Source organism: Enterococcus florum, from assembly GCF_004309355.1.
Taxonomy (GTDB): domain Bacteria; phylum Bacillota; class Bacilli; order Lactobacillales; family Enterococcaceae; genus Enterococcus_A; species Enterococcus_A florum.
Genome location: NZ_BJCC01000017.1, coordinates 63207 through 78473, shown reverse-complemented (window position 1 = coordinate 78473; position 15267 = coordinate 63207). Strand labels below are relative to the sequence as shown.

10 protein-coding genes are annotated in these 15267 nt (G+C 44.3%); 9 read left to right on the top strand and 1 reads right to left on the bottom strand.

The annotated features are described in order from the left end of the window. Positions 1-5 precede the first annotated feature (5 nt). From NRIC_RS11375 to NRIC_RS11355, 5 genes are all read left to right on the top strand, one after another. Positions 6-626 (top strand): HAD family hydrolase, encoded by a 621-nt coding sequence (locus NRIC_RS11375; protein ID WP_146622828.1) that lies wholly within the window; start codon positions 6-8, stop codon positions 624-626. A gap of 806 nt (positions 627-1432) precedes the next feature. Next, positions 1433-2635 (top strand): quaternary amine ABC transporter ATP-binding protein, encoded by a 1203-nt coding sequence (locus NRIC_RS11370; protein ID WP_146622827.1) that lies wholly within the window; start codon positions 1433-1435, stop codon positions 2633-2635. After that, positions 2628-4349 (top strand): ABC transporter permease/substrate binding protein, encoded by a 1722-nt coding sequence (locus NRIC_RS11365; RefSeq protein ID WP_146622826.1) that lies wholly within the window; start codon positions 2628-2630, stop codon positions 4347-4349. Before NRIC_RS11370 ends, NRIC_RS11365 begins: the two co-directional genes overlap by 8 nt. 314 nt (positions 4350-4663) lie before the next feature. Continuing rightward, entirely contained in the window at positions 4664-7330 is a 2667-nt protein-coding gene (locus tag NRIC_RS11360; RefSeq protein WP_146622846.1) for a cation-translocating P-type ATPase, read from the top strand. Between the two features lie 279 nt (positions 7331-7609). After that, on the top strand, positions 7610-9640 hold the full coding sequence (locus NRIC_RS11355; protein ID WP_146622825.1) for an alpha/beta hydrolase: 2031 nt from the start codon (positions 7610-7612) through the stop codon (positions 9638-9640). Positions 9641-9691: 51 nt separating this feature from the next. On the opposite strand, the gene NRIC_RS11350 is transcribed toward NRIC_RS11355, so the two are convergent. Further along, a complete protein-coding gene (locus tag NRIC_RS11350) occupies positions 9692-10729 on the bottom strand; it encodes a zinc-binding dehydrogenase (RefSeq protein WP_146622824.1) in 1038 nt (345 codons plus the stop codon). A gap of 200 nt (positions 10730-10929) precedes the next feature. Between NRIC_RS11350 and NRIC_RS11345 the strand changes: the two genes are divergently transcribed. From NRIC_RS11345 to NRIC_RS11330, 4 genes are read left to right on the top strand one after another with little or no spacing between them, the layout of a single operon-like run. Then, complete coding sequence (locus NRIC_RS11345) at positions 10930-13062, top strand: BglG family transcription antiterminator (RefSeq protein WP_146622823.1); 2133 nt, start codon at positions 10930-10932, stop codon at positions 13060-13062. 1 nt (position 13063) lies between these two features. Continuing rightward, complete coding sequence (locus NRIC_RS11340; RefSeq protein ID WP_146622822.1) at positions 13064-13528, top strand: PTS sugar transporter subunit IIA; 465 nt, start codon at positions 13064-13066, stop codon at positions 13526-13528. A gap of 41 nt (positions 13529-13569) precedes the next feature. Continuing rightward, complete coding sequence (locus tag NRIC_RS11335; protein WP_146622821.1) at positions 13570-14979, top strand: PTS galactitol transporter subunit IIC; 1410 nt, start codon at positions 13570-13572, stop codon at positions 14977-14979. After that, complete coding sequence (locus NRIC_RS11330) at positions 14972-15250, top strand: PTS sugar transporter subunit IIB (protein ID WP_146622820.1); 279 nt, start codon at positions 14972-14974, stop codon at positions 15248-15250. Before NRIC_RS11335 ends, NRIC_RS11330 begins: the two co-directional genes overlap by 8 nt. Positions 15251-15267: the final 17 nt, after the last annotated feature.

Genomic DNA, 15267 nt, shown 5'->3' with positions numbered 1-15267 from the left:
AAACCGTGAAAAAAGCAGTAATATTTGATATGGATGGCGTGTTGATTGATAGCGAGACCTTTTACTTCGAACGGCGGATGGACTTTTTTCAAGCCAAAGGCATTCGCCCAGGATCTGTTCAACTAAAGGATTATGTGGGCAAAAGCGAGGAGCAAACCTGGCGAATGCTGGTACCAGACGATGACCAAAAGCGCTATATGCTCCGTCGTGAGTACGCGGAATTTCGCGATAAAAATCGAATTGATTTTACGAAGGCATTGCGAGACTCTGTTCCAATAGTGCTAAGCACCTTGCAGAGTCAAGGCATCACGATGGCGTTGGCCTCGTCTTCACCGCGAAGCGAAATTAATTTGATGCTGGAGGATTGCCAGCTGAGGGATTACTTTTCCTTTGTGATTAGTGGGGAAGAACTGCAGGAAAGCAAGCCGCATCCTGAGATTTATTTGCTAAGTAAAGAGGCTTTGGGGTGTGAGCGAAATTTGGCGGTGGAGGACTCTACATTAGGAATAGCTTCGGCAAAATCCGCTGGCTTGTATACAGCAGCATTAAAGCAGCCGTTTCCCATGAATCAGGAGGCCGCCGACGTGGTGATTAATCAACTAGAGGAATTGTTAGAGCTGGTGTAAAAAGAATGAACCAGTAGAAGAGCTGCAAATAAACGATATTCTTTATAAAAGGCTGAGCAACTTTTTCAGAAGCTTAGCCTTTTTGTGATTTCTCCTCGATTATAATCTAACCAAACTACGCAACCCGCTGTTTAGTTATGAAAACAAAGGGTAACTATACTAAGGAAGTCATGATTACACTGCTGGCTGAGACAACTAGGCTTAATTGAATGATCTCCATTTGACTAGCGCTGGCGAAATGATTCGACAGATGAAAGGCGCGTTGATTATTGAAAAACTCCACCAAATTCAACAGCTTCTACTAAAAAAGAAAACGTGTTTGGGTCAAACCAACGAAGAAAAGCTAGATGTAACCAAAAGAAAGGAGCTCCGCCAAGAAAAATCTATTCATCATCAAACCGCTAAGTATTTTCAGGAGTATATCGAACGGAATACACGCTATACCCAAAACAAAGAAATTCTTGACGATTGAAACAGCGATATGGGCCCTGTTTTCGGAGCAGTCAAAACTAAGGATTCACACGAATGTATGTACGAAGCAAAGAAAAAGTTCATTGAGAAATGAAACGTGTCTTTCTTGCGCACAGTTTTAGGAAGTTGTATAAGCGATTAACAAATGACGGATAAAATCAGGTAATCCAGACCCTCTTAGGGGCTTAAGGGCCCCTGATTTTCATATTTTTGCTTTGGTCAAAAGAGTTTTGGGTCAGCTTCTTTTCTGAAAAATTTCAGCAATCTCTTTGACAAAAGTGACCATAGGGTGTTAAGTTGATATGGTCACTTTTTGAAGAAGGGGGAAAAGGACCTTGAGTAAAGTAAAGGTTGAACAGTTAACAAAGATTTTCGGCAAACGCCAGCAACAAGCACTTGCCATGATCAAAGAAAATAAAGACAAAACAGAAATCCTAGAAAAAACTGGGGCAACTGTTGGGGTCTATGATGCTAGTTTTGAAGTCAACGAAGGTGAGATCTTCGTGGTAATGGGACTTTCCGGCAGTGGGAAATCAACGATGATTCGTTTGCTGAACCGATTGATTGATCCCACCAGTGGAGAAATTTATATTGACGGACAAGATATTGCAAAGATGGACAAAGAAGAATTACGTGAAGTGCGTCGGCATAAAATCAATATGGTGTTTCAAAACTTCGGTCTATTTCCGCACCGAACGATTCTGGAAAACACAGAATACGGATTGGAAGTTCGTGGAGTGCCAAAGGAAGAGCGCCAACAATTGGCAGAACAAGCATTGGATAATTCCGGATTGCTGTCCTTTAAGGATCAATTTCCAAGTCAATTATCTGGCGGAATGCAGCAGCGGGTCGGTTTGGCTCGAGCGTTGGCCAATGATCCAGAGATTCTTTTGATGGACGAAGCTTTTTCGGCACTCGATCCATTGATTCGTCGTGAGATGCAGGATGAGCTTTTGGATCTGCAGTCAAACGTTCAAAAGACGATCATTTTTATCACCCATGATTTGAATGAGGCGCTGCGTATCGGGGACCGGATTGCTTTGATGAAGGATGGACAGATCATGCAGATCGGGACAGGAGAAGAGATTCTGACTCATCCAGCCAACCAATATGTCAGAGATTTCGTTGAAGATGTCGACCGTTCGAAAGTGTTGACAGCACAAAATATTATGGTGCCAGCATTAACGGCCAATATTGAAGTCGATGGTCCGAATGTTGCATTAAATCGAATGCGGAAAGAAGAGGTCAGCATGCTGTTGGTCGTCGATCGCAAACGAAAATTAAAAGGCAGTCTTACGGCAGACAGTGCCTTAGAAGCCCGCAGAAAGAATCTGCCATTAAGTGACGTGATCGACAAAAATGTTCGAACGATTCCTAAAGATATGCTAGTTACAGATATTTTCAATCTGATTTTCGATTCCCCTACACCCTTAGCAGTCGTTGAAGGCGATCGGTTGGAAGGTGTCGTGATTCGCGGAAGCGTGCTTGAATCATTAGCGGATCATCAGGAAGAGGAAGGAGTGACAGTCGATGCTTGATTTTTTACAACAAAGCTTGCCAGTAGCTGATTGGGTAGAAGGCTTCACGGATTGGCTGACCCGCACTTTTGCCGGATTTTTCTCTGCCTTGCAGCATGGGGGACAGTTTTTGATGGACGGCATGACGGGACTGCTGACTGTGATTCCGCCGCTTTTGTTCATCGTCGTTTTAACGGCAGCAGCATTTTTCATCTCGAATAAAAAATGGGGGCTGACCCTCTTTACACTGATCGGCTTGCTATTCATCTACAATCAAGGGTTATGGAGCGACTTGATGAGTACTGTCACGCTGGTTCTTTTATCCAGTGTTCTCTCGATCATTATTGGAGTACCGTTAGGCATTTTAATGGCGAAAAAGGAAACAGCAAAAACCATCATTACACCGATTTTAGACTTTATGCAAACTATGCCTGGATTCGTTTACTTGATTCCGGCAGTGGCTTTCTTTGGAATCGGCATGGTGCCAGGCGTGTTCGCATCCGTGATTTTTGCTTTGCCGCCGACAGTTCGTTTTACCAATTTGGGGATTCGTCAAATTCCTAAAGAGTTGGTGGAAGCATCGGATTCCTTTGGTGGAACAGGAAGACAAAAGCTGTTCAAATTGGAATTGCCGCTGGCTAAAAGCACGATACTGGCGGGAATCAATCAAACAACGATGCTGGCGTTATCGATGGTCGTAATCGCATCAATGATCGGTGCTCCTGGGTTAGGCCGCGGTGTGTTGTCTGCTTTGCAGCGAGCGCAGGTAGGAAATGGCTTTGTCAATGGATTGGCTTTGGTTATTTTGGCGATCATCGTTGACCGTTTCACCCAAAACATTAATAAACCAAAGCAGCAAGCAAAAAAGACAGCCGCAAGTCGTAAAAAGATCGGCGGAATCATCGCCGCTGCAGCAGCAGTACTCCTTCTTTTAGGCGCATTTGCCTTAAATGGAAATAATCAAGCTTCAAAAGGAACAATCAATTTGTCCTATGTAGAGTGGGATACGGAGGTTGCCTCTACTCATGTGGTCGGTGAAGTCTTGAAGGAAATGGGCTATGATGTCAATTTGACACCGCTCGACAATGCGATCATGTGGGAATCTGTCGTGAACGGGGAATCTGACGGCATGGTCTCGGCTTGGCTGCCGAATACGCATCAAGCACAATATGCACAATACAAAGATCAAGTTGAAGATCTAGGTGTCAACTTGGAGGGTGCCAAGGTCGGATTAGTCGTTCCTGATTACATGGATGTGGAATCCATTGAGGACCTGAGTGACCAAGCCAACCAAACCATCACAGGAATCGAGCCAGGCGCCGGCGTTGTGAATGCGGCTGAGAAGACTGTACAGGAATACCCAAATCTTGCGGATTGGCACGTGGCTACCTCTTCTTCCGGTGCCATGACAGTTGCATTAGGACAAGCTATCCAAACTAAACAGCCGATCGTGATCACTGGCTGGTCGCCTCACTGGATGTTTGCTAAATATGGATTGAAATATTTGGAAGATCCAAAGGGGGCGATGGGTCAGGCAGAAACGATCCACACGATTGTCCGCAAAGGCTTGAAGGAAGACCAACCAGACGCCTACAATGTCTTGGATAACTTCAATTGGACGCAAAAAGACATGGAGGATGTTATGCTGGCGATCAATGATGGGGAAAACCCCGAAGATGCTGCTAAGGACTGGGTGAAGGCACATCCCGACCAAGTCAATGACTGGAAAAAATAAGCAACGAATGAAGCGAAAGATGCTTCCAAAGTGGGATTTCTATTTGATCCTTCGAAATGTTTAAGGATTCCCAGTCCTCTGAGCGCATTTATTGCGGAGTCGGTCCTTTTTCGATACGATGGAGGTACAATAAAATATTTCCTTAGGGGAGTAACCAGCAACGCACGTTGTAATAATGTCAACAGTAAGTAGATCATGAAGATCTGCTGGTATTATTTGAAATGGTGAGACCTAAGACAAGATCGCTTGTCTTAGGTCTCTTTTTCTATCTTAAGGAGAAACAGGAAAAAGGAGAATTGTGATTGACACAAGAAATGTATCAAAAAAAGCTAGAGGAAGTTTTACAAGAAACGCAAACCTCTGACCAAGGATTGACCACGCAAGAGGCTCAAAAACGCCTATCTGCGAACGGGCCGAATCAGTTAAAGGAAGCCCCTAAAAAATCAAGTATCCAGCTGTTTTTAGAGACCTTCAAAGATGCAATGGTGATCGTTCTGCTGATTGTAGCGACAGTCCAATTGGTAATGGGGGCCTATGTTGAATCACTGGTCATCTTTGCGGTCCTGCTGCTGAATTCGGTTGTGAGTGTGATCCAAACGAAAAAGGCCGAGGGCTCCTTGGCTGCGCTGAAAAACCTCTCTGCACCGGATGCAAATGTGATTCGTGAAGGAAAAGAGCAATCGATTCTGGCAAAGGATTTAGTCGTTGGGGATATCGCGTTGCTAGAAGCAGGAGATTATGTGCCTGCGGATGGACGTTTGTTGGAAGAAGGATCCTTGAAGGTCGATGAAGGGATGCTGACGGGCGAATCTACTCCGGCTGAAAAGGAAGTTCAAATGATCACAGCAACGGTACCGATCGGGGATCGTATTAACATGGTTTATAGTGGAACGATCGTAACTTATGGCCGTGGACGATTTGTAGTAACGGCTACAGGAAATGATACGGCGATCGGGGAGGTTGCCGGGCTTTTAGAGACGACTGTTGAACAAAAAACACCGTTGCAGCGAGGGCTGGATCGATTCAGCAAGAAGCTGAGCTTAGCCATTTTAGGCCTGTCTTTCATCATTCTTGCGGTACAGGTCATCCGAATTTTTATGGGCGACGGTTCTGGAGATTTGACGGCTGATTTGGTCAATGCGTTTATGTTTGCCATCGCAGTCGCTGTAGCAGCTATTCCAGAAGCACTGCAATCGATCGTGACGATCGTATTGTCTTTAGGAACGAAAAAGATGGCAAAAGAACATGCCATCATTCGAAAGCTGCCGGCTGTTGAGACATTGGGATCAACCAGTGTCATCTGTACGGATAAAACCGGGACCTTGACGCAAAACCGTATGACGGTTGTGGATTTCTATTTGCCGAATGGTCAGAGTGGTGAATTTTCCCAATCACCTGAGAGCTGGAGCAAAGATGAACGTCGTCTGGTTGAGATCAGTGTGTTGGCCAATGATGCGGCGATTGCTGAAGACGGAGCGAAAATAGGCGACCCGACAGAGGTAGCCTTGATCGATTTCAGCAACAAACAAGATCAACCCTACCAGGAACTACGCGACAAATTTCCGCGGATCAACGAATTGCCGTTCGATTCAGATCGGAAATTAATGTCTACCCAGCATGAGATTGAAGGCGAAAAAATCTTGCTGACGAAAGGCGGACCAGACATCGTGATCCAACGCAGCAGTCATGTCCTGTTGAATGGCGAGGTCGTACCGATGTCGGAAGAATACAAGAAGCAGATTCAACATCAAAATGAGGCATTTTCTGAACGAGCATTGCGCGTACTGGCCTTTGCCTATAAGCCGCTCGCCGATCGGGATCTGGAATTTGAAGATGAAGAGGACTTGATTTTTGTCGGGCTGCTGGCTATGATCGATCCGCCTCGGAAAGAAGTCTTCAAAGCTGTCAGTGACGCCAAAGATGCCGGCATGAAGACGGTCATGATCACGGGCGACCACAAAACGACTGCGGTAGCGATCGCTAAAGAAATTGGGATCTTTACCAATGATGATCTAGCCCTGACAGGAACAGAATTGGATCAGCTGACTGAAGAGGAACTGATGGAACGGTTAGAAAAGGTGACCGTTTATGCACGTGTTTCCCCAGAGAATAAGATTCGAATTATCCGCGCTTGGCAAAGCAAAGGCAAAATTTCTGCCATGACTGGAGACGGCGTCAATGATGCACCGGCTTTGAAGCAGGCAGACATTGGGATCGCTATGGGAACCGGTACAGACGTTGCTAAAGATGCCGCTGCAATGGTTCTGACAGATGATAACTTTGCATCTATTATCAGTGCAGTCAAGGTTGGTCGAAATGTATACGACAATATCAAAAAGGCGATCTCCTATTTGTTTGCCGGAAACTTAGGCGCGATTATTGCGATCATCTTCGCATTGGTTATGGGCTGGAGTAACCCGTTCACTGCCTTGCAGCTGTTGTTCATCAACTTGGTGAACGATTCGTTGCCGGCGATCGCTTTAGGATTGGAAAAAGCGGAGCCGACGATCATGCGCCGGGCACCACGAGATCCTGATCAAGGCATCTTCACTGGTCGAACATTGAGCTCGGTGACCTATCGAGGGATCTTGATTGCAGCAGCCGTGATCTTTGCTCAATGGTTGGGTATGCAAGAGTCTGCTGAGATCGGAATCGCCATGGCGTTTTCCACCTTGATTTGGAGCAGAACCTTCCAAACCTTGCCTGCTCGTTCAAATACACAAACCTCTTGGCAGGCGGGATTTTTTGCCAATAAAATGGTGTGGCTGGCGATCGTGGTCTGCGGTGCGCTGTACAGTGTGACCTTGATACCTGGAGTACGGGAAATCTTTGCAATTCCAGAAAGCTTTACCCTGAATCATGTCGGCTTCAGCATGCTGTTGGCATTGGCGGCAGTCTTATTGATGGAGATCACGAAAATGATTTTATTGAAGTTTCAAGGGACAGCTAAAGCTGAACAAGTCGCACAAAATCACTCTTAATGAGCGATTTATGAACGAGGCACAAGGGTGTCTCGTTTTTTTGCGCAGATCTCGCAAAAACAAGGGAAAAAGTTTTGAATTCAGAAAGCAAAGACGATCTCAAGGAAAGCTTGATATATCAGGCTTTATACAGATTCTCCATCCTTTTATTAGATTGACGAAACAAAGAGTATTCCAGTAAGATTCAAGTAGTTTTGAGTCGAACAAAGCGGGTAGTTGTTGAGGGATAACCGGGCAAAAAATCCGCTTTTGTGATTGGAGTAAAAAGGAGGAGTTTGAATGAAGGGGAAATTAGTAAAGGGTCTTATCGTGATGGGAGTTGTTGGTACACAATGGCCCATCATTGGGCAGGCACAAGAAGCTTATCAGGAAGTAGAGTCTGGGATTTTCGCTGTGTCAGAAGCGAAGCCGACAGTGGAAGGTTCAAATCCATTGATCGAGGAAGCACTTCCTGAAGAACGTGAAGAGTTGTCAGCTGAACAAGAAGAAGTAGTTGCTTATATCGAGGACTACCTGACAGATTACATCGATCAGCAGCCGAAAGCCCGGGGGTTGATAGGTGATGTGGCAGATCAGGCTCTCGTTAGTTTGGCTTTTGATTTTGGATTCAAGCGAGAGAGTCCATTGTTCGACTTGTTGACGAACTTGGCGGCAGGAGAGAATAAAGGCTCGGTCATTTCAGACGAGTTAAGAAATACATATACAGGCTGGTTCAACAGCTTAACCAACACATCTGAGCGAACACAAACGGTTTATGACATTCCGACTGGTAAAAACCTGCTGTTGTATGCTCGATACATTGATAATCAATCAAATAAAACCGTCCTGCTCCATAATGGGTACCGGGCAGAATCCGATGTGATGCTGATGCATGCAAAGCTGTATTCTGATTTAGGCTACAATGTATTGCTGCCAGATACACGCTCTCACAACAAAAGCGAAGGAGAATACATCACCTTTGGGCACTATGAAAAAGAGGATCTGAACCGTTGGATTGACCAAGAGGTCCAGAACAAACCTGAGCAGCAAGTCATTGTAACCGGGGTTTCGATGGGCGGTGCGACAACGATGCTTTCACAAGAAACACCGCATCCGAATGTGATCGCCTATATTGAAGACTGCGGCTATGCTTCGATAGAACAGCAGTTCATTGATACATTGGGTCTGCTCACACGCTATTTCAAATATATTCCACTGCTGAGCCAATATGATACACCAGCAAAAACCAATAAATTGATTCGACAATTAAACGATACAAAGACAAAACCCATTTTAGGAATGGATCTCTACCAAGTGGCTCCAATCAACAGTGTGGATAAAACCGGGGTTCCTAAGCTCTTTATTCATGGGAGTGATGACTGGTTTATTCCACCAGCAGCTCATGATCAACTGTTTGATAAAGCCATTGGGTACAAAGAAAAATTAACAGTGCCTGGAGCACAGCATGGCGACTCGATTTTAGTCAATGAGTCACTGTACACCGAAACTGTCCGATCCTTTTTGACGACGGTTTTTAACTTGAACACTAAACATGCAGCACTAGCACCAGATGTCAACTTGTTGAAGAATCCAACTTTTGAGTTTACAACTAGCCAGTTTAACGAGTGGCAAACCAGCACGGACAACCGAAATTTCAGTACCAACCCGTTAAACCGAAACAAACACGCTGAATTTGTGTTGAAGCAAGCGCGAAAACGTGATCTAGTCACCGCTTTTCAGAAAGAGCAGGGTGTCAGCTTTTACAATGAAGGGTTAGGAAATGTAGGTGCTGTTGGTCAAGATGTTCCAGTGAAAGAAGGAGAAACCTATGAGTTGTCATTTACCGCAAAAAATGAAACCAATGCACATATTACGTACCCAACTGTTCTTTATGGATTCGGCAGCGAACAGCGAGTAGACAGTCTGAAAACGAAAACGGATCAAAACAAATCAATTCAATATAGAGCAGAGCGCGATGAGACAGCTAAAGTCACCTTAGGGGCAAAAATCGGGTTTAAAACCTTGTTGTCCAAAAATTATACCTTTACGAAATTTGGCAACGTTCAAGTCGTCAATGCGGACAGAACACCGCCGAAAGGACTGGAGATCACCCATATTTCTGTAGCAGCGAATACATGTACGATCCAAGGATATGGGGAGGCAAACAGCATGGTATTGGTAGAGGATGCTCAAGGAGCAGAAGTAGTGACACTAAAGACGGGTTCCAATGGTGCCTTTGAAGTCTCTGTTCCCAAAGAAACAAAGCTGGTGCACATGATCAATCAGGACTATAAAGGCAACAGCAGTGAATCACGAGTGGTTGTGTTTTAGAAATATAGACAAAAAAACGGGGAAATCCACTGTGATCTCCCCGTTTTTTGTCTAGTTCATTGATGGAATCATCAAAACCTTTAATTCATCACCATTCATTGCCAATTCAAAGGCTTCCTCCCAGTGCTCCAGCGGCAGTGTCTTGGTCACGATCGGTGTGAGATCGACCTGTTTTTCCTGCAGCCAGGCCAATGTTTTACGCCATGAACTGGGCTTTTGAGTCCTCGAACCGATATATTCCAGTTCTTTGTGGATCAGCAAACTCATATTGATCTCATTCATGTCTTTAGCGAACAGTCCCTCTTGGATCAAGCGGCCTTTTTTCTTCAAAATGGTCATCGCCTGCAGGACAGCAATTGGACTGCCGGAGCATTCAAAGACCTGATCTACACCGATGCCATCTGTGTGGCTCTGGATATACTCATCCAAATCCTGCTTTTGACTATCGATGATATGTTGGATGCCTAATTGTTTGCCCAGAGCCAGCCGTTTTTGGTCCTTCGTAATTCCAATCAAATAGACCTCTACTTCTAAAGAAACCAAGACAGCTGCCAGCAGCATGCCAATTGGACCAGGTCCAAACACAGCAATTTTTTCTCCGGCAGCGACCGTGGTTTTCTCCATCACCGCATGGATGCAACAAGCTAGCGGCTCCATCATCGCTGCGACCTTCGTGTCAATTTCTGGCGGTAGCAGATGGCAGCGGGCAGCTTTCACGATCACATACTCCGCAAAACTCCCATCCACCTGTGTTCCGATGCCCCTTCGATGGCTGCAGAGGTTGAATTCTTCCTGCTGACAGTAGACGCATTTTTCACAAACTTCAAAGGTTGTTTCACTGAAGACGCGATCGCCTGTACTAAAATCTGTTACACTTGGACCGATCTCATCGACTTCTCCAACAAACTCATGTCCTAGTGTCAAAGGGATCTGTTTGTTATATTCTCCTTTTAATGCATGAATATCCGACCCGCAGATCCCGGTTGCTAAAACACGAATCTTCATTTCACCCTCTAATGGAGAGACTGCTTTTTCATTAGAAATTTCCAGATTTCCATAGCCTGACGCTACTTTTCTCAATGCCTTCATTTTTAAACATCATCCTTAGTTTATTGTAGAGGGATAGATGTTATTATATAAGAAGAATCTTTTATTTCCTTCAGCCTAACATGTTCCTTTTCCTTTCGCAATCCTTGTTCTAGTACAATTTTTTTGATGGCGCGGTAAAAAGGATTGGTCTTGTGAAATAATCGAATGAAAATATAATGAGAAGTGTAGAGGTGATAGGTGTGAATCGAAGAGTCAACAAAATTCTATTGGATATTTTACATGGAAAAAAGCAAACGTTGCACAGTTATGCTCATTTGTTTAAGGTTTCTAATCAAACGATTCGGAATGACATCAAAGAAATCAACTTTCGATTAGAAGAAAACAACGACGCAAAAATCATTTTTGACGAAGCCGGGCATTTGCAGATTTCAAAGGAGGTCGATCTAAACGAACTGTTAAAAACATACGGTTCCTTTCAAGATTATCACTTGTCTCAAGATGAACGCCGAACGATCTTAGCGTTATTGCTTGTTACCAGCAATGACTATGTTACAACCTATTACCTGTCTGAATACGTTCTGGTCAGCCGCAACACACTTGTCAGCGACATTGAAGAGCTGAAGTTGTGGTTTCAACGGAACGATCTGGTCCTCTACTCAGCAGTGGGGAAAGGGTACAAAGTCAAAGGGGATGAACAAAAAATTCGTGCAGCAATGACGAAACTGATCATCTTCAACGGCTTGTTCGACAATGATTATGATTATGCCTTCAGCAGTGAGAACAATATTTTTCAAAATCTGCTGCTGGATATCATCGACAAGCATACACGCTACCGGGAGGTCGGCCAGCTGCTGCTGGAGGTAGAAAAGCAGCAGGAAATCGAGCTGTCGGACTTTTCTTACCAAGAGGTGGTCTGTTATCTGTTGATCATGCTGGAGCGGCTGCAGCTGGGCTATTCGATCGAAGATTCCTACGAGTTTCGAAAGTTGCGGGAAAGCTCAAAGTACAATTTTGCTGAAGCGATCATTGCAAAATTGAGCCAGTATTATTCATTGGAGATGAACCAGGGCGAGACGGATTATCTGGTATCGATCTTGCGCAGTAAAAGTTATATCAAGAACAACAGCCGAAAGATCGATTCGATCGAAATCCAGATTTTGATCAATGAATTCATCTTTCATTTGGCACGAGAGCTGAACATCAAGTATTACCTGAATAGTGATCTGTTTGAATTGCTGGAGAACCATTTGAAATTATTGATTTATCGCATTAAGTTAAACAGCAGTGTTCAAAATGCGTTGTATGAAGAAGTTTATCAATCCTATACAGAGATTTTTCCGCTGGTGAAGAAGCATCTGAAAAAGATCGAACACTATTTAGGCAAGCAAGTTACCGATCATGAATTGTCCTTCATCGTGATGTATGTGATGGCGATTCTGGAAAACACGATCAATACGACCGCGCAAGGGCCGATCCGAATTCGACTGGTCTGTAATTCGGGAAGCGGCACGGCACAATTGATCAAGGTGAAGCTGATAGCGGCTTTTCCTCATTTGGAGATCGTGTCCGTCGATTCTTCCCACACCTTGCAAAAGATCCAACCGCAAAATCAGGACTTGATTATTTCGACCGTCCCTTTACAATACGAAAAATCACCAGTGGTGCTGGTCAATCCGATTTTGACCGAAGATGATATTATCACGATTCAAAAAGCCATCTATAAAATCAAACCTCAACAATTTATCGATCAAAATTATTTGATGACCAAAGAAGAGAAGCTGATCCAAAGTTTTCTACCCGTGATTGAAAAGTATGTAGACGAAGAAAATCAACAGAATTTTTTAAATGATTTAGAGCAGTTTTATCGGCTGAATGAGCAAATGTCGTTAGAGACCAAAGAAATCCTTCGATTGTCCGCTATTTTACGTTTGGATCACATTGAACTGGACTATGCCGCCGCGGATTGGCAGGCCGCCGTTCGCAGAGCAGGCAGCATTTTGCTGCAGGATCAATACGTTACGAAGGAATATATCGAAGGGATGATTCAATTCATCGAGGGAACAGACCCATATATCGTCATTTCTCCAGGCGTAGCGATTCCTCATGCTGAAGCATCGCAAGGGGCACTAAGAATCGGTGCCAGCTTTGTTCGATTGAAGGAGCCGGTCAAATTTAATCATAAAAAGAATGATCCAGTAAAATACGTAATCGCCTTCAGCTTGCCGGAAGGACGGTCGATCGGCACGTGTTTGTACTATTTTACAGAGATTTTAGCCACAGAAAACTTTTTGCCGCGGATGAGCGCTTGCCAGACACCAGAAGAGATCATGATCGAATTAAAAAAAATGGAAGACAAAGTGATGGGATTTTGATATGAAAAAAATATTATGCGATGACAAACAAAACTATCTATATTGTGTATTTGATGAAACCGACAAAGAAGAATTATTGAAAAAGATGAGCAGTGTTCTGATGGAAGAGGGCTTTGTCAAGGAAAGCTATCAACACGCGGTAATCGAACGCGAACGAGTCTTTCCAACAGGACTTCCGACACCAGGGATCAGTGTGGCGATTCCGCACACGGATTCGGAGCATGTGATCAAAGAAGGGTTTTTAGTTGGGGTGTTAAGTCAGCCGGTCACCTTTGAGATCATGGCCAGCAAACAAGAATATGTGGACGTGGAACTGGTCTTTATGCTGGCGATTAAGGAACCGGAAAAGCAATTAGTCATGCTGCAAAGCCTGATCGCTTTATGCCAAGAAGAGAAAAATCTGCACCTGCTAAAAGCCGGAGAGCAGATGGATGAAGTAGAGCAGTTGTTGGAAACAATCAATTAGGGATACAAGAATGATTCATTCTATTTAAGGAGATGAAAAGAATGCTAGAGATGATCAAAGCTGGGGTTAATTTTATTTTGGATCTAGGGGCAACGGCGATGCTGCCAATTATTTTGACGATTTTTGGTGTTATCTTGGGTCAAAAGTTGAGTCGCTCGTTCCGTGCAGGGTTGACAGTTGGGATCGGATTTACCGGGTTGAACTTGGTAATCGGGCTGCTTTCTGATTCGATTGGACAAGCATCACAGGCCATGATCGCCCGCTTAGGATTGAACTTGGATATTTTGGATGTTGGTTGGCCGATCGGCGCAGCGATTACCTTCGCAACACCGATCGCAGTGGTTTTGATTCCCGCAATTTTCATTTTTAATATTATTTTACTGCGATTCAATCAAACGAAAACAATGGACGTAGATATTTGGAATTATTGGCACTTGATTTTCCCGGGAGCAATGATCTATTACGCGACTAATTCAATCGTGATCGCAATCGTGTGTGCGTTGATCAACACGTTTGTCATCTTCAAACTGGCGGACTGGACAGCCCCAGCAGTTGAACATTTTTATGGACTGCCAGGGATTTCACTGCCTCATGGAGAGACCGTCAACTTTGCACCAATAACCTATGCTTTAAATAAAATTTGGGATAAAATTCCTGGAATCAACAAAATCGATATCAATGCAGAAAACTTAAAAGACAAATTAGGAATTTTCGGCGAACCGATGATGATTGGTTTGATCCTTGGTCTAGGTATGGGCGGATTAGCCGGCTATGATCCAAAGGCGATCATTCAATTAGGGGTTCAGATGTCAGCTGTTATGATTTTGATGCCTAGAATGGTAGCGCTTTTAATGGAAGGTTTATCTCCAATTGCGGAAGCAGCAAAAACGTTTATTCAAAAACGCTTCCCAGGAAAAGAAGTGTATATCGGTTTGGATGCGGCAGTAGTTACGGCTCACCCGGCGATTATTACTTGTGCGTTGATCATGGTACCGATCACGATTGTTTTGGCAGCTGTATTGCCATACAACCGGATGCTGCCATTTGCCGATTTAGCTGTATTGCCATTTACCGTTATTTGGTCCATTGCCGCTTCGAAAGGAAATATTTTCCGCGGCTTGCTGAATGCCATTGTATCTATTTGTATCGTGTTCTTTATTGCCACCAACCTGGGTGAATTGACGACCACGATGGCGCATGCAGTTGGCTTTGCTTTCCCAGAAGGTGCAACGATGATTTCAGGGATCGATATGAGCTGCCACATCACTTTGTGGATCATGCTGAAGCTGATCGATCCATCAAACGTTCCGCAATTTGCGGCAGGAATCATTGCTCTGTTGGGCTACGGAGCATTGTGGTTCTGGACTCGCAATGACATCAAGCGCCATTATGGATTGCTGGACCAAACGGATAAAAAATCAGGATCAGAAGGAGTAGGGACAAATGAATAAAAAACATGTATTGATCGCGTGCGGCACTGGAGTAGCGACTTCGACCGTCGTATGTATGCGCGTGAAAGAAGAATTGGAAAAAAATGGCATTCCTGCTACTGTGGAACAATGCAAAGTTGCAGAATTGCCGTCAAAAATCGAAAATGCGGATTTGGTGGTCACCACGACCTCTTTTGAAAGTGATGCGATCCCAGTGATTCGTGCACTATCCTTCTTAACCGGAGTAGGGATCGAAGAAGATGTTAAAAAAATCGTGGAAATCTTGAAATAAGGACGTGGGCAGCAGTG